General features: G+C 68.4%; 20 protein-coding genes. 14 read left to right on the top strand and 6 right to left on the bottom strand.

Annotated elements, in window-relative coordinates; translation table 11 throughout:
* Window positions 1–4: 4 nt before the first annotated feature.
* A complete protein-coding gene (locus tag G7043_RS19100; protein ID WP_166047203.1) occupies window positions 5–403 on the top strand; it encodes a VOC family protein in 399 nt (132 codons plus the stop codon).
* Here the strand turns inward: G7043_RS19100 and G7043_RS19095 are convergent.
* A complete protein-coding gene (locus G7043_RS19095; protein WP_166047201.1) occupies window positions 366–1,631 on the bottom strand; it encodes an MFS transporter in 1,266 nt (421 codons plus the stop codon). The two genes, G7043_RS19100 and G7043_RS19095, sit on opposite strands and share 38 nt — an antisense overlap.
* 35 nt (window positions 1,632–1,666) lie before the next feature.
* On the opposite strand from G7043_RS19095, the gene G7043_RS19090 reads away from it, so the two are divergent.
* Entirely contained in the window at window positions 1,667–2,041 is a 375-nt protein-coding gene (locus G7043_RS19090; protein WP_207311412.1) for a VOC family protein, read from the top strand.
* Here G7043_RS19090 and G7043_RS19085 read toward each other — a convergent pair.
* The gene (locus G7043_RS19085; RefSeq protein WP_166047198.1) at window positions 2,023–2,922 is read right to left on the bottom strand and encodes an AraC family transcriptional regulator; all 900 of its coding nucleotides are present in this window, start codon (window positions 2,920–2,922) and stop codon (window positions 2,023–2,025) included. The two genes, G7043_RS19090 and G7043_RS19085, sit on opposite strands and share 19 nt — an antisense overlap.
* Before the next feature lie 80 nt (window positions 2,923–3,002).
* Between G7043_RS19085 and G7043_RS19080 the strand changes: the two genes are divergently transcribed.
* The gene (locus G7043_RS19080) at window positions 3,003–3,413 is read left to right on the top strand and encodes an anthrone oxygenase family protein (protein ID WP_166047196.1); all 411 of its coding nucleotides are present in this window, start codon (window positions 3,003–3,005) and stop codon (window positions 3,411–3,413) included.
* On the opposite strand, the gene G7043_RS19075 is transcribed toward G7043_RS19080, so the two are convergent.
* Both G7043_RS19075 and G7043_RS19070 read right to left on the bottom strand, forming a co-directional pair.
* Window positions 3,391–4,575 (bottom strand): cytochrome P450, encoded by a 1,185-nt coding sequence (locus G7043_RS19075; RefSeq protein ID WP_166047194.1) that lies wholly within the window; start codon window positions 4,573–4,575, stop codon window positions 3,391–3,393. The two genes, G7043_RS19080 and G7043_RS19075, sit on opposite strands and share 23 nt — an antisense overlap.
* A 31-nt stretch (window positions 4,576–4,606) precedes the next feature.
* On the bottom strand, window positions 4,607–5,455 hold the full coding sequence (locus G7043_RS19070) for a TetR/AcrR family transcriptional regulator (protein ID WP_166047192.1): 849 nt from the start codon (window positions 5,453–5,455) through the stop codon (window positions 4,607–4,609).
* 66 nt (window positions 5,456–5,521) lie between these two features.
* On the opposite strand from G7043_RS19070, the gene G7043_RS19065 reads away from it, so the two are divergent.
* Window positions 5,522–7,225, top strand: coding sequence for a right-handed parallel beta-helix repeat-containing protein (locus tag G7043_RS19065; RefSeq protein WP_166047190.1), 1,704 nt, complete (start codon window positions 5,522–5,524; stop codon window positions 7,223–7,225).
* Between the two features lie 10 nt (window positions 7,226–7,235).
* Here G7043_RS19065 and G7043_RS19060 read toward each other — a convergent pair whose 3' ends face one another.
* Window positions 7,236–8,141: a PrsW family intramembrane metalloprotease gene (locus tag G7043_RS19060; protein ID WP_166047188.1), complete on the bottom strand. Its 906-nt coding sequence runs from the start codon at window positions 8,139–8,141 to the stop codon at window positions 7,236–7,238.
* Between the two features lie 1,049 nt (window positions 8,142–9,190).
* Window positions 9,191–11,275: a RecQ family ATP-dependent DNA helicase gene (locus tag G7043_RS19055; protein WP_166047186.1), complete on the bottom strand. Its 2,085-nt coding sequence runs from the start codon at window positions 11,273–11,275 to the stop codon at window positions 9,191–9,193.
* 63 nt (window positions 11,276–11,338) lie between these two features.
* Here G7043_RS19055 and G7043_RS19050 point away from each other — a divergent pair, with 63 nt between their 5' ends.
* The 10 genes from G7043_RS19050 to G7043_RS19005 all read left to right on the top strand — a co-directional run bounded on the left by G7043_RS19050 (window position 11,339) and on the right by G7043_RS19005 (window position 18,720).
* Window positions 11,339–12,604 (top strand): glutamate-5-semialdehyde dehydrogenase, encoded by a 1,266-nt coding sequence (locus G7043_RS19050; protein ID WP_313887964.1) that lies wholly within the window; start codon window positions 11,339–11,341, stop codon window positions 12,602–12,604.
* Between the two features lie 16 nt (window positions 12,605–12,620).
* Window positions 12,621–13,790 carry a cytochrome P450 gene (locus G7043_RS19045; protein ID WP_166047182.1) on the top strand — a complete coding sequence of 390 codons (1,170 nt, stop codon included), beginning with the start codon at window positions 12,621–12,623 and terminating at the stop codon, window positions 13,788–13,790.
* Window positions 13,791–13,969: 179 nt separating this feature from the next.
* On the top strand, window positions 13,970–14,551 hold the full coding sequence (gene nadD, locus G7043_RS19040) for a nicotinate-nucleotide adenylyltransferase (protein WP_166047180.1): 582 nt from the start codon (window positions 13,970–13,972) through the stop codon (window positions 14,549–14,551).
* Window positions 14,552–14,636: 85 nt separating this feature from the next.
* Window positions 14,637–14,840 (top strand): transcription antiterminator/RNA stability regulator CspE, encoded by a 204-nt coding sequence (cspE, locus tag G7043_RS19035; RefSeq protein WP_030468099.1) that lies wholly within the window; start codon window positions 14,637–14,639, stop codon window positions 14,838–14,840.
* Between the two features lie 141 nt (window positions 14,841–14,981).
* Complete coding sequence (gene rsfS, locus G7043_RS19030; protein ID WP_166047178.1) at window positions 14,982–15,365, top strand: ribosome silencing factor; 384 nt, start codon at window positions 14,982–14,984, stop codon at window positions 15,363–15,365.
* A gap of 7 nt (window positions 15,366–15,372) precedes the next feature.
* On the top strand, window positions 15,373–15,978 hold the full coding sequence (locus G7043_RS19025) for a histidine phosphatase family protein (protein WP_166047176.1): 606 nt from the start codon (window positions 15,373–15,375) through the stop codon (window positions 15,976–15,978).
* The gene (octT, locus tag G7043_RS19020) at window positions 15,975–16,688 is read left to right on the top strand and encodes a diglucosylglycerate octanoyltransferase (RefSeq protein WP_166047174.1); all 714 of its coding nucleotides are present in this window, start codon (window positions 15,975–15,977) and stop codon (window positions 16,686–16,688) included. The genes G7043_RS19025 and octT overlap by 4 nt, the downstream gene beginning before the upstream one ends.
* A 20-nt stretch (window positions 16,689–16,708) precedes the next feature.
* Window positions 16,709–17,566: a DegV family protein gene (locus G7043_RS19015; RefSeq protein WP_166047172.1), complete on the top strand. Its 858-nt coding sequence runs from the start codon at window positions 16,709–16,711 to the stop codon at window positions 17,564–17,566.
* A gap of 123 nt (window positions 17,567–17,689) precedes the next feature.
* Entirely contained in the window at window positions 17,690–18,373 is a 684-nt protein-coding gene (locus G7043_RS19010) for a helix-hairpin-helix domain-containing protein (RefSeq protein WP_166047170.1), read from the top strand.
* The gene (locus G7043_RS19005) at window positions 18,370–18,720 is read left to right on the top strand and encodes a hypothetical protein (protein WP_166047167.1); all 351 of its coding nucleotides are present in this window, start codon (window positions 18,370–18,372) and stop codon (window positions 18,718–18,720) included. Before G7043_RS19010 ends, G7043_RS19005 begins: the two co-directional genes overlap by 4 nt.
* Window positions 18,721–18,823 lie beyond the last annotated feature (103 nt).

Below are 18,823 nucleotides of genomic sequence, written 5' to 3'. Positions count from 1 at the left end.
CCGCATGGCCCGGATGCACGATGTCGTCATCGACTGCGCCCATCCCGCGTCGCTCGCCCGGTTCTGGGCGCAGGCGCTCGACGACCACGTGCTCGCGCCGTACGACGAACCGGAGCTGACCCGGTTGCGCGCCATGGGGATCGACGACCCGGAGGACGACCCGTCGGTGTTGCTGAACGGGTCGCCTCGGTTCTTCTTCAACCGAGTGCCGGAGCCGAAGACCGTCAAGAACCGCATGCACGTCGACCTCTGGTGCGACGACGTCGAGGCCGAGGTGGCGCGGCTCGTCGGCTTGGGTGCGTCGGTGGTGAGCCGCGACGGCGTCTGGTTCGTGCTGGCCGACCCCGAAGGCAACGAGTTCTGCCTCAGCTCAACGGAACACCCTTTGTCTCCGGAAGTGTGAGGACCACCAGGAACGTGATCACCGCGGCCACCGTGACGTACCAGAAGAAGACCGTGCCGCCGACGGCCTGGATGACCAGCGGCGCGGTCCCGCCGAACAGCGCGACCGTGAGGTTGTACCAAGCGCCGATGCCGAGTCCGCGCAGTTCGGTCGGAAACAGCTCGCTCATGATCGCGGGCGCGATCGACGTGAGCGCCGTGTACAGGCCGAGCCCGACGCAGAACACGATCACGAGGTTCGCCAGGCCGGGTTTGACCAGGGTGGACAGTGGCACGACCAGCAGTGCCATCGCGGCCGACCACACGAGCATCTGCGGTTTGCGGCCGTAGCGGTCGGCCATCCATCCCATCGGGTACTGCAGCGCGATGAACCCCACCGTGCCGATCGACAACGCGAGGAACACGTCGATGTCGTTGGCGCCCTTGGTCTTCACCGCGAACGGCGTCAGCGCCGAGAAGAACGTGTAGAAGCTCAGTGTCGACAGCAGCGTGATGCCGATGAGCTGTCCGACGGCCTTCGGGTGTTCCTTGAGCGTCATCAGCAACGGGTTGCGCAGGCTCTCGGCCTTCGCCTTGTTCTCCTCGAACTGCTCGGTCTCCTTCAGTTCCCTCCGCAGCCACAACCCGATCAGGCCGAGCACGCCGCCGATCAGGAACGGCACGCGCCAGCCGTAGGAGGCCATCGCCGCCTTGTCGAGGTTGCGGGACAGGAAGAACCCGAGCAGCGACGCGATCAGCACCGCCGCACCGGTCGAGATGTAGAAGAACGACGAGTAGCGGCCGCGGTGGTCGGCGGGCGCGATCTCGGCGAGGTACGCCGACGCGTTCGACACCTCGCCGCCGAGCGCCATGCCCTGCGCGATGCGGGCGAGCACCAGCAGCACCGGGGAGAGCCAGCCGACCTGCTCGAACGTCGGCAGCAGTCCGATCGCGACCGAACCGCCGGACATCAGCACGATCGTCAGCAGCATCGCGGTCCGGCGGCCCTTGAGGTCTGCGAACCGGCCGAGCAGGTAACCGCCGAGCGGGCGGAAGAAGAAGGCGAGTGCGAACGTGGCGAACGTGCTCAGCAGCGCCGCGGTTTCGTTGCCGGCGGGGAAGATCTGCGTCGCGAAGTAGATGCTGAACGCGGTGTAAATACCCCAGTCGAACCACTCGACCGCGTTGCCCGCGCTTGAGGCGACGAGCGTGCGTACGGGCAGTCGATGCGTCTCCGATGTAACCGCCATGAACGCACCCTGACACACTCAGTGGCGTGCGATCTATGGGTTTGGTGACCTTGGTTGTCCGCGACTACGACGAGGCGATCCGCTTCTACGTGGACGGTCTCGGGTTCACGTTGCTGGAGGACTTGCCTCAGGAGGGCAAGCGCTGGGTTGTGGTTTCCGCAGGTGGCGGGGCGTCTTTGTTGTTGGCACAGGCCTCCTCGGAGGAGGAGAAGGCACGGGTCGGTGACCAGACCGGTGGCCGCGTCGGGTTCTTCCTCAACACCGACGACTTCGATCGCGACCACGCCCGGATGACGGCGTTCGGCGTGCGCTTCCTGGAGACGCCCCGCGACGAGGTCTACGGCCGCGTGGCCGTGTTCGAGGACCTCTACGGCAACCGCTGGGACCTGCTTCAGCCCACCCGCGCCTGACCGGGGGAGACCCCGACGATCCGTTTGAACGCGCGGCTGAACGCGGCCTCCGACTCGTAACCGAGGCCGCGTGCGATCTCGCTGACCGTGGTGTCGCGGTCTTTGAGGCGGTTCATCGCGACGTGCATGCGCCACCGCGTGACGTATCGCATCGCCGGTTCGCCGACCAGATCCGTGAAGCGTGCCGCGAACGCCGACCGCGACATCGCTGTTTGGTGCGCGAGGCGTTCAACGGTCCACGGTTGTGCGGGGTCGCGGTGGATCAACGCCAGTGCCTGCCCGATCTGCTGGTCCTGCAACGCACCCAACCAGCCGGTGCGCGCCGCCGGGTCGTTGGCGAGCCACGAGCGGATCGTCTGGATCACCAACACGTCCGCGAGCCTGGTGATGACCGCTTCGCCGCCGGGACGCAGTTTGCGGGCCTCGGCGGCCATCAGATCGATGGTGGCGCGCATGTCGTCGGCGTGCCGCACGTACAGCACGTTCGGCAACACGTTGATGAGGTGCTTCGCCGCCGGGTGGTCGAAGCGGATCGCACCACACACGAGGTGCGTCACGGCACCGCCGCCACCGTGTCGCAGGATCGCGTAGTTGTCCGTCTCGAACTCGTGCGGCAGCGTCGTGACGACCGGCGATTCCGTCTCGCCGTGGAAGAGCCGGTGGCCTTGCCCGCCGGGCACGAGCAGCACGTCGCCGGGTTCGAGCCGCGTGATCTCGCCGTCGACCTCGATGTCGCAACGGCCGCTGGTGAGGACGTGGAACCACAGGCAGTCGGTCATGTCGGGCATCGTCAGGCCCCACGGCTCGGTGAGCTCGTTCCGGCAGTAGAACGTGCCGGACATCCTCAACAGGTGCAGTGCCTCGCCCAACGCGTCCGTCATGTACCCAGTTTGGACGAATGAGCAAGCGTGCGCGATGAAATGTCATTGAGGGTCCGGCGTCCGCAGGTCACAGTTACGCCATGGGGATAATCACGCTGATCGCAGTCGCTGTGTCCGGCCTGATGGCCGGCGTGTTCTTCGCTTTCTCCACCGCCGTCATGCCGGGTCTCGCCGATCTGCCGGCCGAGTACGCCCGCGGGGCGATGCGCCGGATCAACGTCCGCATCCAGAACCCGCTGTTCCTGCTGGTGTTCTCCGGCAACGTCGTGCTGTGCGGCATCGAGGTCTTCACGGGCAGGATCGTGGGCGGACTGCTCTACATCGTCGGTTGTTTCGTGCTCACGATGTTCGTCAACGTGCCGATGAACAACCGCCTCGAACGCACCGACGACGCCTACTGGCCCGAGTACCTGCGCAAGTGGACGCTCTGGAACCACGTGCGTGCCGTCGCGTGCCTCGGCTCGACGGTCATCCTCCTGCTCGGATTCTGAGGCCGTGCTTCGGCCGCATCGCGGCGACGCTGGTAGGTGTGAGGCGCTGGGCGAGCAGTTCGGGTTTCGGCCGCTGCAGCAACGCTTTCAGCATCACGGTCAACTCCGTCGTCGCGAGTCCGGCTCCGATGCACCGGTGCGGTCCGCCACCGAACGGCAGGAACTCGTGCGGCGCCGGCTTGTGCTCCCACCGATCCGGATCGAACCGCAGCGGATCCGGCCACACCTCGGCCAGTCGATGCGTAACGTAAGGGCTGTACAGCAGGAACGTGCCTTCCTTGATCTTCTTGCCGGCGAACTCGAACGGCTGCGCCGCCACCCGTGCCGAAACCACCGCGGGCGGATACAGCCGTAGCGTCTCGTTGACGACGTTGGCGAGGTAGTCATCGTCCTCTTTTGCACGCTCCCAAACCCCGTTGTGCCGCAACAGGTTGAACACCGCCCACGCCATCGCGCCACTGGTCGTTTCGTAGCCCGCGGCGATCAGTGTGACGACCTGGTCGCGCACTTCGAGGTCGCTCAGCCCGTCGCTTTGCACAAGAGAGGTGAGCACGTCCCCAGCCGTGTTGCCCTGACGCGTTTCTTCGATCGCCTTGTAGACACGCGCGTCAACGGCTCTGCGCGCTCTCATCGCGTTGCGCCAAGCCGGTGCCTTTGTCTTTCGCAGCAACGTGACCACCGCCGGGTTGCGGTCGATCAGGTTGATCAACACCTGCAGGTGCGCGCCGAAGAACTCCGCGTCCTGAGCCAGCTTCTCGCCGAACAACGCGTGGATCGTGCTGCGCCGGATGGCCCGCCGGAACTCCTGGTAGACGTCCACCGTCTCGCCCGGCCTCCAGGCGTCGAGCGTGGCCTCGGCGTTGGCTCGCATGACCGGCACGTGGTTCACGATCTGCCGGTGCGCCAACGCGGGCTGGACGTGCCGGCGCCGTCGTTTGTGGTCCTCGCCGTCGCTGACGATCAACGAGGTGGGCCCGTCCACCGGCACCAGGACCTGGAACGCCCGCTCCACCTCGAACAGTTCGGAGTTGGCGAACACGAACCGATTCGCCTCCGGTCCGAGCAGGTAGGTGTACGGCCCCATCCGCACCACGGGCCCGAACCTCCGGTGCAGGGCGCCGAGGAGATCTGCCTGCCGGAACCGCACGACGTCCGGAATCATGGCCAAGACAGTGCCACACCGCGACCGGTCGTCACCCGTTGATTCGCTTCCGGTAGGCGCGCTGTTGGCAGGCGCGTGAGCAGTAGACACGCGGCCTGCCGGAGGCGGGTTGCGTCATCGGCCTTCCGCACACCGGGCAGGTTTCATCACAACTTTCATCACGTTTAGTTGCGATGAGCATCTCGATGCCGTCGAGCACGCGGGCCAACCCGAACTCGAACGAGTTCTCCGGTTCGTCGTAGCCGCCTGTTTCCCACAGGGCGGTGATCGTGGGGTAGCGGTCGAGTCGTTGATAGAGCGTGTCGCGGGCGCCCCACCACTCCTGCTCGCTCACCCCGCTGTGCCGTTCCTGTCGTGCGGTCTCCACCAGCGTCAGGGCCTCGGCGTCGACGAAGCTGCCGACCAGGTTGACCGCGGCGATCACTTGCGCGGGGGAGAGGCCTGTGTCCGCGACCGTGCTCAGCATGTGGTCGTAGGCGGCGACGCCGTTGGGGCCGGGCAGGTGGCGGCTGCCGCGCACCTCGGCCATCCAGGGGTGACGCTTGCGCAGTTCCCAGCCGCGGCGGGCGCACGACTCCAGTCGCGCCCTCCAGCCGTCTTCGGTGGCGGCTGGAGGTGCGGCCTCGCCGATCGCGGCGTCGAGCATGAGGTCGATGAGCTGAGCGCGTCCGGGCACGTGGCGGTAGAGCGACATGGTGGTGAAGCCGAGCCGTTCGGCGACCTTGCGCATCGACAGCCCGTCCAGGCCGTCGGCGTCGGCCAGTTCGATGGCGGCGCGCACGATCCTGTCCAGGCTCAATCCCGGTCGCGGCTCCTGCTCACGCTCCCGCCACAGCAACTCCACCCCGTGATCGGGGTCCTCCGCCCTGTCGTCCTTCATCACCACTCCGCTCGTCTATGGTGTTATATCTTGTGTACGCCATAAACACGAAGAAAGGGTGACTCCATGCCAGAGTTCTTCGTCGATCCGGATGGTGACGACTTCTGGCCGGGTACCGAGCGCCAGCCGTTCGCCACGCTCAGCCGGGCAGTGCAGGCCGCACAGGAGGCCACCGGCACAGTCGTCGTTCAGCTGAGAGCCGGCCGGCACGTCCTTGCCGAAACCCTCGAAGTCAGCACGGGAAACGTCGTCTTCCAGGCTTACGGGTACGGGACCGCCGAACAGGAGGAGGCCGTCGTCAGCGGCGGCCGATGCATCACCGGCTGGCATGTGCACGACGGTGCCTGGCTGGCCGATGTGGGCGAGTTGGACACTCGCCAGCTTCATGTCGACGGCCGCAGGGCCGAGCGTGCGGCCATTGACGCGCTCTCAGGCACCGTGACCAGCACCGAGACAGGTTACGTCACGGACGTCACGCTCGACTGGCACAGTCCGGCCGACGTGGAGTTCGTCTACCGGGGCGTGTACCCGTGGACCGAGGCCCGCTGCGCGGTGGCCTCTGCTGACACCGCCAACGGCTCCACGGTCATCACCATGGCGCAGCCCACTTTCGCCCGCGCCCGTGACCTGTACAACTACGCCTGGGAATGGCAAACCTCGCCCGGAGGCCTGGGCATCCCCACTCGGCTGGAGAACGACCCCGCCTTCCTCACCGACCCCGGCACCTTCGTCCTGGAGCGCTCCCACCCCCGCCACCACGTCCTGCGCTACCTGCCACGCCCCGGCGAAAATCCCGACCAAACCCTGGTGATCGCCCCCGTGCTGGAGACGTTGCTGCGCATCACCGGTGTCACCGGCGCCGTGTTCCGCGGCCTGGTCTTCGCCGACGCCACCTGGCTGCGCCCCAGCGCCGAAGGTTTCCTGCACTACCACGGCGGCGACTACTACCTGGGCGGCCCGGTCGAGACGGTCACCATCGTGGAGGGCCAGTCGTGGGTGACCGTCCCCACGGAGACGTCCGTGATCCCCGCCTCCGTCCGCGTCGACGACAGCACGGACGTGCGCTTCGAAAGCTGCCGTTTCACCCGGCTGGGCGCCACCGGACTCGGGCTCACCAAGAGCGCGAACCTCACCGTGCGCGGCTGCGACTTCGACACCCTCGCGGCCTCCGGCATCACGGTCACCGGCAGCACGGACGTGCTGATCGAGGACAACCTCGTCCACCACATCGGTCTGGACTACTCCGGTTCCCCCGGCATAGCGATCAGCGGCGCCCAAGACTGCACCGTGACCCGCAACCACGTCGCGGACGTCCCGCACTGCGGCATCGTCGGCGGACCTTCACGCGGCACCCGCATCCTGCACAACCTCGTCACGGACACCATGAAGACCCTGGCCGACGGAGGCGGCATCTACCTGTCCAGCCCCCAAGGCGACGGCCCCGACAACGGCGCGCTCATCCGCGGCAACGTCATCAAGGACACCCACACCCCCTACAACTTCGGCCTTTACACCGACTACGGCGCCTCCTGGGTGACCGTCGAGAACAACGTCGTCATGCGCTCCGACAACACGGCCATCCTGCACGTCACGCCGCCACTGGAGAACGTCGTCTACCGAGCCAACCTCTGGGACGCCGACCCGTTGGGAAGCAACGACGTCCCAGAAGGCGTCACCTACGAGGACAACACCACGATCGCCGAACCACACGACCTGAACGCCGCCACCCACACCATCCAGTCGCAGGCAGGCCTGCTCCGCCCTCGCTGAACACCCCGCCTCACTGTGGCGGCCGACCAGCCGGCCACCACCGCGCGTCGGTGCGCAGGGCATACCCGCGCACCGGCGCGAACTCCCGGCGCGACGCCCGCACCAGGCGCCTCAGCCAGACCAAGCCCGTCATCGAGATCAGCGCCAGCCCGAGCCACGTGAAGACGGTGAACAATTCCGCGTGCTCCTGCCACGGCTCGCCGGTCACCACAACGGTGATGACGACAGCGATGCTGTTCATCGAATCCCACAACGCATGCAACAACGACACCCCGAGATAAGCCCAAAGCAGCCGCCGGGTGAGCATGAAGTGCTCGCGAACACTGCGCGAAAACAACACCCCACCAAGAATCGCCGTCCACAACCCGTGCCCGAACGGCGCAAGCAGCCCGCGCAACAACTCCGTGGTCACCAGGTCCATCAACGACAGCCCGTTCTCGGTCAACGTGGCCGTGAGCGCATACCCGGCCGACTCGAACGCCGCGAACCCGAACCCGACGCCGGCGCCGAGCACCAGACCGTCCCTTGTGGACTTGTGCGTCAGATGCCGGGTCAACAGAGCCAGCGCGGCCAGCTTGACCGCCTCCTCGATCAGCCCGACCCCCACGAACAGCCACGGTGACGGGTGAAGCAGATAGGTCTCCAGCAACGACGCGCCGAGGACACCGAGAACGCCGCCGACCGCGAACGTCCGGAACACGATCTCGCCGGTCACCTCACCGGAGTGGCCGTGCTCGAACGCCCAGACCACGAACGTCGCCGGGACCAGGAAGCTGCCCAGGAGCACGATCGTGGGGATCAGGTTGGCGTTTTCGGTGAGGTACGTGATCGCGACTGTTGCTACCCAGAGGGCCAGCCCCATGAGGAACATCCGCAGCCAGGACTTGCGGGTGCGAGGGGCGGTTGGCATCACCATGCGCGGAGTTTCTCGCTGGTGGTCTGGGGTTTTCAAGTTGGGTGCGGCGCGTTGGCACCGTGCGGGTCGGCTGGCGTGGGCTGGTCGCGTTCCAGCGGGGTGGTCGCCTTGCGTGGGGCTGGTCGCGTTCCAGCGGAGGGGTCGCGTGCCGTGCGTCGGATCGCTTTGCGGGGTGGTGGCGTTGGCGCCGTGCGGGTCGGTTTGCGTGCGAGGGGTCGTGTTCCAGCAGGGTGGTCGCCTGGTATGCGGGTCGTCACCTTGCTCGGGTGGTCGGGCGGGCCTTACCGAGGACGTGGGAGTGCATCGCCGCTTCGCGACGATTGCGTTTGGGGATTGACCTCGAGCCTCTGTCGGGATGCTGAATCGGTCTCAAAAGCCGGGGTGAAAGCGCCCCGGCCGAGCCCACGAGGGAAGCATCCCGCCCCCTCAAGGTAAAGCCCCAATCGCGACGCGTGGGTGCGTCACCGCTACCCAGCCGATTCTCACCCAACGCGGCATGCGCTCCTGCCATCCCAGCGCGGCATGCGCCCTTGCCAACCCCATCCGCGTGTTGACCATCGCGGCATGCGCTCTTGTCAGCCCATCCGCGTGTCGTGCAGCGCGACGAGCGCTCCTGCAGTCACCGCGTTTACCCCGCGCGGCAACCACGTCTGCCAGCCCATTCGCGTCTCGCTGAGCGCAGCCAGCTCCGCTATCAGCCCATGCGCGTCTTGCCGGGCGCGGCTCGCTTGGCTGCCCGCCCCTCCGTGTCTCGCCGGGCGCGGCCAGCTCCGCTGACAGCCCCTCCGCGTCTCGCCCATCGAGGCGTCACCCCAGGGTGAACCCATCGCGGCAACGCCACGACGTGCCCGTCCGCGTCTCGCCCAGCCCGGCATTGCCACGCGGACGCACGCGTCACGGCATCGGCCGCGACGCGCCCTCGCACCCCGGCGGCGTCGCCCACCAGGGCATCGCCACATCACCACGCGGCCCTACCTGTCAGGGCCGTGCCCCGACCGGCTCGCGACCCCTGCGGTGCGCGCCGTGCTGTCCGGCCGGGCGCGTGACGGTCAGTTGGTCACGGCCAGCGCGAACGGCAGCACTGCGGGCACGCCCTCCTTCCTGAGCATGCGGGCCGCCACGGTCATCGTCCAGCCGGTGTCGATGTGGTCGTCGACCAGCAGGACCGGGCCGTCCACGCCGGACACGTCGGGTGCCTCGCCGGCGCGGACGAGGCCGGCCAGGCGTTGGGCGCTGTTGGCACGGTGGGTCGACTCGCCCAGCCACACCGTGCCGAGGAACGGCAGGCGGCCGATGGTGGCGATCTGGTGGCCGAAGCTGCCCACCAGGGTTGGGCGTCTGCGGGAGCCCACGGTCACCACGCCGACCGGGCGGGCGTCCCAGTTCCATGCCGTCAGCACCTTCACGCAGGCCGCGAAGACGTCCTCGGGGATTTCGCGGTCGGTGCCGTCGGCCAGCAGGTCGCGCAGTCTGGTGCCCCAGCCGATGTCGGTCAGGCGGCCGAGCGCCCGGCCGGTCGCGGCGATCTCCGACGGTGGGATCTTGCCGGAGAGCTGGACGCCGATCGCGGACATGCCGGTCGGCCACATCTTGCGCGGGGCCACGTCCAGGCCGGGGCGCAGCAGGCGTTCGCGGGCCGCGCTCGCCGCCACCTCGGACACCTCGACGGAGAGCCGGTCGCCGGTGCAGTTGTCGCAGCGGCCGCAGTCGTGGGCCGTGGGATCGTCGAGTTGGTCCTGCAGGAACTTCATCCGGCAGGCCGACGTGTTCTGGTACTCGATCATCACCTGTTGCTCGGCCTTGCGCGCCGCGGCGATGCGCGCGTACCGGTCGCCGTCGTACTCCCACGGGCGGCCGGTCGACTCCCAGCCGCCGCGCACCCGCCGGACCGCGCCGTCGACGTCGAGCACCTTCAGCACCACCTCCAGCCTGCTGCGCGAGAGCTCGACCAGCGGTTCCAGGGCGGCCGTCGAGAGCGGTTTGCCCGCGCCGTCGAGGGCGGAGAGCACCTGGCGCACCACGACCTCGGCCGGGAACGCCAGGGACGCGAAGTACGCCCAGATGTCGCGGTCCTCGTGGCCCGGCAGCAGGATCACCTCGGCGCGTTCGACGCCGCGGCCCGCACGGCCGATCTGCTGGTAGTAGGCGATCGGGGACGAAGGCGCGCCCACGTGCACGACGAAGCCCAGGTCAGGCTTGTCGAAACCCATGCCCAGGGCGGAGGTGGCGACCAGCGCTTTGACCCGGTTGTTCAGCAGGTCTTCTTCGGCGCGTTCGCGTTCGGCGGGTTCGGTCTTGCCCGAGTACGCGGCCACGGAGAAGCCGCGTGAGGACAGGAACGCCGCGATGTCGTCCGCCGCCGCCACCGTGAGCGTGTAGATGATGCCGGAACCCGGCAGCCGGTCGAGTTGCTCCGCGAGCCAGCCCAGGCGGGACTCGGCGGTCGGCAGCCGCGCGACGTGCAACCGCAGGCTGTCGCGGTCGAGGGGGCCGCGCAGGACCAGCGTGCCCTCGTCGGCGCCGAGTCCCAGCTGCTCGGTGACGTCGTGGACCACCCTGTCGTTGGCCGTCGCCGTCGTCGCCAGCACCGGAACGCCCGATGGCAGTTCGGTCAGCAACGTGCGCAGCCTGCGGTAGTCCGGGCGGAAGTCGTGGCCCCAGTCCGAGATGCAGTGCGCCTCGTCGACGACGAGCATGCCCGCGGACGCCGTCAGCGAGGGCAGCACCGCGTCTCGGAAGTCGGGGTTGTTCAGCCGTTCCGGACTGACCAGGAGCACGTCCACGTCGCCGGCCGCGACCTGCCCCTGCACGGCGTCCCACTCGTCGGTGTTCGCCGAGTTGATCGTCACCGCGTGCACGCCTGCCCGTGCCGCGGCGTCGACCTGGTTGCGCATCAACGCGAGCAGGGGCGACACGATGACCGTGGGGCCCTCACCGAGCTGGCGCAGCAACGCCGTCGCGATGAAGTACACGGCCGACTTGCCCCAGCCCGTGCGCTGGACGACAAGAGCACGGCGGCGCTGAGCCACGAGGGTGTGGATCGCCGTCCACTGGTCCTCGCGCAGCACCGCTTCCGGGCCAGCCAGTGCCCGGAGCCGTTCCTCGGCCAGTTCCCGCAGCGCGATGTCGTCCATGGGGAGCAAGCTTGCCAGGCGGGTACGACAATTGTGATTGTCGCAGGTCGTAAGCTGTGTGGCGTGACTGATGACCTGCGCGACCAGGTGCACGACGCAGCCCGCCGCGCCCGCGTCGCCGCCGACGAACTCGTCCTCGCCACCCGTGAGCGCAAGGACGCCGCGCTGCACGAGATGGCCGCCGCGCTCCGCCAGCGCGCGCCAGAGATCATCGAGGCCAACCAGAAGGACCTCGAAGCGGGCAGGGCAGCCGGCCTTCCGGAGAACATCCTGGACCGCCTCGCGCTCACCGAAGCCCGCATCGAGGGCGTGGCCGAGGGCCTGGAAACCGTTGCGGGCCTGGCGGATCCGGTCGGCCAGGTGCTCAACGGCGGCATCCTCCCGAACGGCCTGGAGCTCAAGCAGGTCCGCGTCCCGATGGGCGTCGTCGGCATGGTCTACGAGGCCCGCCCGAACGTCACGGTCGACGCCGCCGGTCTCGCCCTGAAGTCGGGCAACGCCGCGCTGCTCAGGGGTTCGTCGACCGCCGAGCACTCCAACGCCACGCTCGTCGCCGTCCTGCGAGATGCACTCGAAAGCGTGAACCTGCCGGCCGACTGCGTGCAGCTGCTGCCGTGCCACGACCGCGCGTCCGTCACGCACCTCATCACCGCGCGCGGCCTCGTCGACCTGGTCATTCCGCGCGGTGGCGCGGGTCTGATCAACGCTGTCGTCGAGCAGGCGACGGTTCCCACGATCGAGACCGGCGTCGGCAACTGCCACGTCTACGTGGACGCGCACGCCGACTTCGACATGGCCGAGGCCATCGTCCTCAACGCCAAGACGCGGCGCACGAGCGTGTGCAACGCAGCGGAGTCCCTCTTGGTGCACAAGGACATCGCAGCGGAGTTCGTCCCGCGCATCACCAAGGCGCTGCAGCAGGAGAGCGTGACGATCCACGGCGACGAGCAGTTCGCCCAGCAGCCGAACGTCGAAAAGGCGACCGACGACGACTGGGGCACCGAGTACCAGAGCCTCGACATCGCCGCGAAGGTCGTCGACTCGCTCGACGAAGCGGTGAAGCACATCGCGACGTACGGCTCCGGCCACAGCGAGGCCATCGTGACGAACGACGTCGCGGCAGCGCGGAAGTTCACCACGCGCGTGGACGCGGCGGCGGTGTTCGTGAACGCTTCCACGGCGTTCACCGACGGTGCCGAGTTCGGCATGGGTGCGGAGATCGGCATCTCCACGCAGAAGCTGCACGCCCGCGGACCGATGGGCCTTTCCGAGCTGACTTCCTCTAAATGGGTCGTCTGGGGCGAAGGTCACACGCGCCCGAAGTCGTAGCTCTACCTTCGGAGACATGGCTCCCACCTACCCGTTCTCCGAACCTGACGGCCTGGCCCTCGATCCGACCTACGAACGTCTACGGCGTGAAGAGCCCGTCACGCGCGTGACGTACCCGTACGGCGGCGAGGGCTGGCTCGTCACTTCCTACGAAGAGACGAAGTTCGTCCTGGGTGACCCGAGGTTCAGCCGAGCGCGAACGGTCGAGCAGGACGTGCCGAGGATGCAGCCCCTGATCGCACCGGGCGGGTCCATCCTCACGCACGACGGCGAGGACCACTCGCGCATGCGCCGCCTGGTGTCCAAGGCGTTCACGGTGCGCCGCATCGAGGAACTGCGGCCGCGCGCCCAGCAGATCACCGACGAGCTGCTCGACCGCCTGGACAACCCAGGTGACCTGGTCGAGGGCTTCACCATGCCGTTCCCGATCACGGTCATCTGCGAGCTGCTCGGCGTCCCGTTCGAGGACCGCGACGAGTTCCGCATGTGGTCGAACCAGGTGCTGTCCACCGTTGGTGGCTACACGCCTGAAGAGGCGATGAACGGCATGTTGAAGCTGTTCGCCTACTTCACCGAACTCGTGGCGAACCGCCGTGCGCATCCCACGGACGATCTGATGGGCGCGCTCGTCGCCGCCCGTGACAACGACGACCGGCTGAGTGAAGACGAGCTCGTGCGGTTCGGCATCACGTTGTTGGTCGCGGGACACGAGACGACGGCGAACATGCTCGCGAACAGCGTCGTCACGCTGTTCGAGCACCCGGACGCCATGAAACGGCTGCAGGACCACCCCGAGACGCTGCCGAACGCCATCGAGGAGCTGCTGCGGTTCGTCCCGCTGGGCAGCGGCGCCGGCTTCACCCGCATCGCGACCGAGGACGTCCAGGTCGGAAATGCGCTGGTGAAGGAAGGTGACGCCGTGCTGGTGGTCGTGTCGTCGGCGAACCACGACGAGTCGGTGTACCCGAACAGCGCAGAGCTGGACCTCGACCGCGAGGTGGGCCAGCACCTGCAGTTCGGGCACGGCATCCACTTCTGCCTCGGCTCGCAGCTCGCGCGAATGGAGCTGCAGGTCGCGCTGGGGACGTTGCTGCGCCGGATGCCGGGTCTGCGGCTGGCGGAACCCGTCGAGTTCCGCAAGGGATCGCTGGTCAGGGGACCTTTGAAGCTCGTCGTCGCCTGGTGAGAAAAATCTTCACGGAACCGCGTCACGGGGGACGCGCGCGTGCGTTCCTCCAGTACGCGGCTCTGCTTCGGGGTGGGCCGCGACCCGAACGGCCCGTCCTCCCCCTGGGCCGTGCGGTGTGATCAGCACGACCGGCGTCAGGCCACGGGAGCGGCCCGACGCCGGTCTACGCTGTTTCGATGCGCATCGGCGTCATGGGTGGCACGTTCGACCCCGTCCACCACGGCCACCTCGTGGCCGCCAGCGAGGTGCAGGCCAGGTTCGACCTGGACCGCGTGATCTTCGTGCCGACGGGTCAGCCCTGGCAGAAGGCGTCGCGGGAGGTCTCACCCGCGGAGGACCGCTATCTGATGACGGTCATAGCCACCGCGTCGAACCCGCGGTTCTCGGTCAGCCGCGTCGACATCGACCGGGACGGCCCCACCTACACCGTGGACACGCTCACCGACCTGAAGAAGCAGTACCCGGACGCCGACCTGTTCTTCATCACCGGCGCCGACGCGCTGGAGCAGATCCTGTCCTGGAAGCGCGCCGCGGACGCGTTCGAGCTGGCCCACTTCATCGGGGTCACCCGTCCGGGCTACACGCTTGATGATCATCACCTGCCGCCAGGGGTGGTGTCGCTCGTCGAGGTCCCGGCCATGGCCATCTCGTCCACCGGGTGCCGCGACAGGACGGCATCCGGTCAGCCGGTTTGGTACCTCGTCCCCGACGGGGTGGTCCAGTACATCGCGAAAACAGGCTTGTACTCCGAGTCGTAACCACGTTCGAGTGGATTTTGCGTGCATCCGTGGGCGCGGGGAGCAACAATCATCGGGTTGTTGCTGGTTCGTGGAAGGCAAGACTTTGGCTACAGGCACCGTGAAGTGGTTCAACGCCGAGAAGGGCTTCGGCTTCATCGCGCCCGACGACGGCTCGGCTGACGTCTTCGTGCACTACTCGGAGATCCAGTCCAAGGGTTTCCGCTCGCTCGAGGAAAACCAGAAGGTCGAGTTCGAGGTCGGTCAGGGCCAGAAGGGGCCGCAGGCCCAGCAGGTCCGCCCGCTTTAAGCTTCGGCGCAGGTGAAGGCCACCTCAGGGCGCTGAGGTGGCCTTCGTCATGCAAGCACGCGAAGTACCCGTTGGCGCGCGCCGGTACCCTCAGTAACTCGTGTGGGCGTATCGACGCCCGCCGGAAGTCAGAGGAGTGACGTGGCAGCCACCGACGAGGCACGACGGCTGGCGCTGGTCGCGGCGAACGCAGCGGCCGACAAGAAGGCGCACGACGTGATGGTGCTCGACGTCTCCGACCAGCTCGTGATCACGGACGTGTTCGTGATCGCGTCCGCTCCCAACGAGCGGCAGGTCGGCGCGATCGTCGACAACATCGAGGAGAAGCTGCGGGAGGCCGGCACGAAGCCGGTGCGCCGCGAGGGAGCCCGTGAGGGCCGGTGGGTGCTGCTGGACTTCGTCGACGTCGTGGTGCACGTGCAGCACGTCGAGGAGCGCAGCTTCTACGGCCTGGAGCGGTTGTGGAAGGACTGCCCGCGCATCGAGTTCGAAGCGGACGTCCCCGCCGACTCCACGGCTGAATGAGGTAGCGATGGCCCTGAGCCGGCTCGTGCTGTGGCGGCACGGTGAGACCGACTACAACGCGACAGGTCGTCTGCAGGGTCATCTCGACTCGGCGCTCACCGAGACCGGCTTGAACCAGGCCAGGTTCGCCGTACCGGTGCTCGCCGGGTTCGAACCGGAGATCGTGGTCGCCTCCGACCTGCAACGCGCGCGCAACACCGCCGGCGTGTTCACGTCGTCGACGGACATCCCGTTGCGGATCGACGAACGGCTGCGCGAGACGCATCTCGGCAAGTGGCAGGGTCTGACCACGGCCGAGGTCGACCAGGAGTGGCCCGGTGCGGTCACCGTGTGGCGCACCGATCCGACCTACACGCCGCCGGACGGCGAGTCGCGGGTCGAGGTGGCCGAGCGGGCCATCGAGGTCGTGCGCGAGGTGGACGCGGAGTTCTCCGGGACCGTCATGTTGTGTGCGCACGGTGGCCTGATCAGCGCGTTGACCGGGCGGCTGCTCGACCTGCCGGTGCAGAGCTGGTCGCAGCTCGGCGGCATCTCGAACTGCCACTGGACCGTGTTCACACGGCGCAACGACCGGTGGCGGCTGACGTCGTACAACGCGGGCACTACGCGTTGAGACTGCTCGTCCTCGGGGACTCGCTGTCGTTCTTCGGTCCGGAAGGGCCGTTGCCCGCTGACAACCCGCGGCTGTGGCACAACCTCTGTGCTGCCTCGTTGGGTGGTTCGGCGGAGCTGGCGGCCGGGTTCGGGTGGACCGCCCGGGACGCCTGGTGGGCGTTGACCGGAGACCCTCGGATCTGGTCGTTGCTGCCTCGTACGGACGTGCTGGTGTTCGCCGTGGGCAGCATGGACACGTTGCCCTCGCCGTTGCCCACGTATCTGCGTGAGGGGCTGCGTTATGTGCGGCCGGACTGGCTACGGCGGTGGGTGCGCAAGGGCTACACGGCGGCTCAACCGCGGTTGGCGCCCTACGCGCGTGTGGCGCTGCCTCCTGCGTTGACAGCGCGATACCTGCGCGACTCGTTGCAGTCTGTGCGCAATCTTCAGTACACGATGCCGGCGGTCGGGATCGTGCCGTCTGTGCATCGGGCACCTTCGTACGGGTTCGTGCACGGCGGACACGCGGCTGCGGTTGCCGCTGTGCGTGGCTGGGCCTCAGGTGCGGAGGTGCCGTTGGTGGACCTGCCGACTGTGATCGGGGAACACGTGCGGTCCGGGGCCGGAAATCCGGACGGGATGCATTGGGGCTGGGAGGGCCACGAGCTGGTGGCTGAGGCGATGGCCTCAGTGATCTCGTCCGTGGCGTTGAGTCCCTCGGAGGAGTGAGCCCCGTAGGCTCGTCGCTCGTGCGCATCACCATCGTCACCGACTCCACGGCATATCTGCCCGAGGGGTTCGCGAAGCGCCATTCGATCACCGTGGTGCCGTTGCACGTCGCGGTGGACGGTGCCGGACGCCTCGACGGCGTCGACTTCGGTCCTTTCGAACTCGCCGGTGCCCTCGCCGAGCACCGCCGGGTGACCACGTCTCGCCCCACACCTGGCGAGATGGCCGCTGTCTACCAGGACGTGCTGTCGTCGTCGGACGCGGTCGTGTCCGTGCACCTCTCTCGCGAGCTGTCCGGCACGTGGGAGGCGGCACGGCTGGCGGCCGAGGAGATCGATCCTTCTCGCATTCGCGTGGTGGACTCGCGCTCGACGGGGATGGGGCTCGGGTTCGCGGTGTTGCGCGCGTGCGCGGCCGTTGCGGCCGGACGCTCACACACCGAAGTGGAGGACGCCGCCACGTCCGCCGCTCAGCAGACCCGGATGTTCTTCTGCCTGGAGACGCTGGAGCACCTGCGCCGGGGCGGCCGGATCGGTACGGCGGCGGCGCTGGTGGGGACCGCGCTGGCTGTGAAGCCGTTGCTGCACATGGACGACGGCCGGATCGTGCCGTTGGAGAAGGTGCGCACGATGAGCCGTGCCGTGGGCCGTCTGGTCGACCTGGCGGCGGCCGCGGCGGGCGACGGCCCCGTCGGTCTTGCCGTGCACCACCTGGCAGCTCCGGAACGGGCCGCTGAACTGGCGACCCGCCTGGACGAACGCCTGCCCGGCTCGACGGGATGCGTGATCTCGGAGGTGGGCGCGGTGATCGGCGCGCACACGGGCCCAGGCGTGCTGGGCGTTGTGGTGCTGCCGGGAGGACCCGACAGTCTCCCATAGACCCCCGACAATTCCCGGTCTCCGAGGCGCGAGTGATCGCGACCTGTCCACAACCCGCGAGTAATCCACAGCCCCGGAGTTCACCCCACCTCCCCACCCGCCCCGCTCCGTAACGTCGCCCGCATGTTCCCCCGCCCCCATCCGGACGACCGCCCGAGCGAACGCCTGGCCGCCCTGGCCGAGAAGGTGCGAGCCGATCCGACCCTGGTCTACGCGCGATCAGAGGACTCGGACGAACACGGTCCGCCCCGCCGCCGGTTCCGCCTGCCCCGGCTTCCGCGCCGAGGTCTGCTGGCCCTCGGCATCGCCGTCGCGTGCACGGTGATCGGCCTGGGCAGCTGGTGGCAGAGCCCGGCCGCCGAACCCGCCGTCGACCTCGCGCTGGTGAGCACCTCGGCGCCGGCCCCCGAACTGGTCGTGAACGTCGTCGGCGCGGTGGCGACCCCCGGCCTGGTGACGGTGACGTCCGGTGCCCGCGTGGCCGACGCGCTGCGCCTGGCCGGTGGCGTGCAGCCGAACACCGACCTCCAGAACCTGAATCTGGCCCGCAAGGTCTCCGACGGCGAACAGATAGCCGTGGGCATCCCGCCCCCGGCCGCTGCCGGCGCCGTTCCGTCCAAACTGGACCTGAACTCCGCCACGGCCGGGGAGCTGGACGCCCTGCCCGGCGTGGGCCCGGTGACCGCCCAGCGCATCGTCGACCACCGCACCCGCAAGGGCCCCTTCGCCTCGGTCGACCAACTCCGCCAGGTGGAAGGCATCGGCGACGCCAAGCTCGCCAAGCTGGCCGACCTGGTGCGCACATGACCTTCACCACCGCGGCCCTGGCCCTCTACCACCGTGCCAAAGCCCAGTACCGCGTCCTGACCAACCCCGCGGCCGCCCTCGCCGCCGACCACAACCACCACCAACGCCCCCTGCACGTGGTCTTCGCCGTCCACCGCAGTCAGGCCCCTCGACGCCGGCCGCGCCCACGCCTGCTGACCACGGCCATCCGCCGCCTGCTGGCCGACCGCGCACCAGCGCCACAAACGCCTTCGCCACCGGTGGCGAAGAAGCCGCCCTGCCGCCTGTGCGCGGCAGTCGTCCACCCCTCACCGCAGTCACCGTCCAGTCGTGGAGGAACCCGTGCGATCAGTCCGCATCACCCGTGAAGCACATCGGCCTCGTGTCGACATCGCCCGGCACGACCCCGCGACCCGGTGGCCACTCGTCCGTCCAGAGTCGACTGCCCTCCGGCACCCCGCCGCGAGTTCC

It is taken from the genome of Lentzea alba (assembly GCF_011067745.1).
Lineage (GTDB): Bacteria > Actinomycetota > Actinomycetes > Mycobacteriales > Pseudonocardiaceae > Lentzea > Lentzea alba.
This window is presented reverse-complemented; position numbering and strand designations above follow the sequence as displayed.

Excerpts from the sequence above, each read along its gene's own strand:
- G7043_RS19100 (WP_166047203.1), top strand. The coding sequence starts at position 5 with ATGGCCCGGATGCACGATGTCGTCATCGACTGCGCCCATCCCGCGTCG.
- G7043_RS19095 (WP_166047201.1), bottom strand. The coding sequence starts at position 1,631 with ATGGCGGTTACATCGGAGACGCATCGACTGCCCGTACGCACGCTCGTC.
- G7043_RS19090 (WP_207311412.1), top strand. The coding sequence starts at position 1,667 with ATGGGTTTGGTGACCTTGGTTGTCCGCGACTACGACGAGGCGATCCGC.
- G7043_RS19085 (WP_166047198.1), bottom strand. The coding sequence starts at position 2,922 with ATGACGGACGCGTTGGGCGAGGCACTGCACCTGTTGAGGATGTCCGGC.
- G7043_RS19080 (WP_166047196.1), top strand. The coding sequence starts at position 3,003 with ATGGGGATAATCACGCTGATCGCAGTCGCTGTGTCCGGCCTGATGGCC.
- G7043_RS19075 (WP_166047194.1), bottom strand. The coding sequence starts at position 4,575 with ATGATTCCGGACGTCGTGCGGTTCCGGCAGGCAGATCTCCTCGGCGCC.
- G7043_RS19070 (WP_166047192.1), bottom strand. The coding sequence starts at position 5,455 with ATGAAGGACGACAGGGCGGAGGACCCCGATCACGGGGTGGAGTTGCTG.
- G7043_RS19065 (WP_166047190.1), top strand. The coding sequence starts at position 5,522 with ATGCCAGAGTTCTTCGTCGATCCGGATGGTGACGACTTCTGGCCGGGT.
- G7043_RS19060 (WP_166047188.1), bottom strand. The coding sequence starts at position 8,141 with ATGGTGATGCCAACCGCCCCTCGCACCCGCAAGTCCTGGCTGCGGATG.
- G7043_RS19055 (WP_166047186.1), bottom strand. The coding sequence starts at position 11,275 with ATGGACGACATCGCGCTGCGGGAACTGGCCGAGGAACGGCTCCGGGCA.
- G7043_RS19045 (WP_166047182.1), top strand. The coding sequence starts at position 12,621 with ATGGCTCCCACCTACCCGTTCTCCGAACCTGACGGCCTGGCCCTCGAT.
- nadD (WP_166047180.1), top strand. The coding sequence starts at position 13,970 with ATGCGCATCGGCGTCATGGGTGGCACGTTCGACCCCGTCCACCACGGC.
- G7043_RS19025 (WP_166047176.1), top strand. The coding sequence starts at position 15,373 with ATGGCCCTGAGCCGGCTCGTGCTGTGGCGGCACGGTGAGACCGACTAC.
- G7043_RS19010 (WP_166047170.1), top strand. The coding sequence starts at position 17,690 with ATGTTCCCCCGCCCCCATCCGGACGACCGCCCGAGCGAACGCCTGGCC.
- G7043_RS19005 (WP_166047167.1), top strand. The coding sequence starts at position 18,370 with ATGACCTTCACCACCGCGGCCCTGGCCCTCTACCACCGTGCCAAAGCC.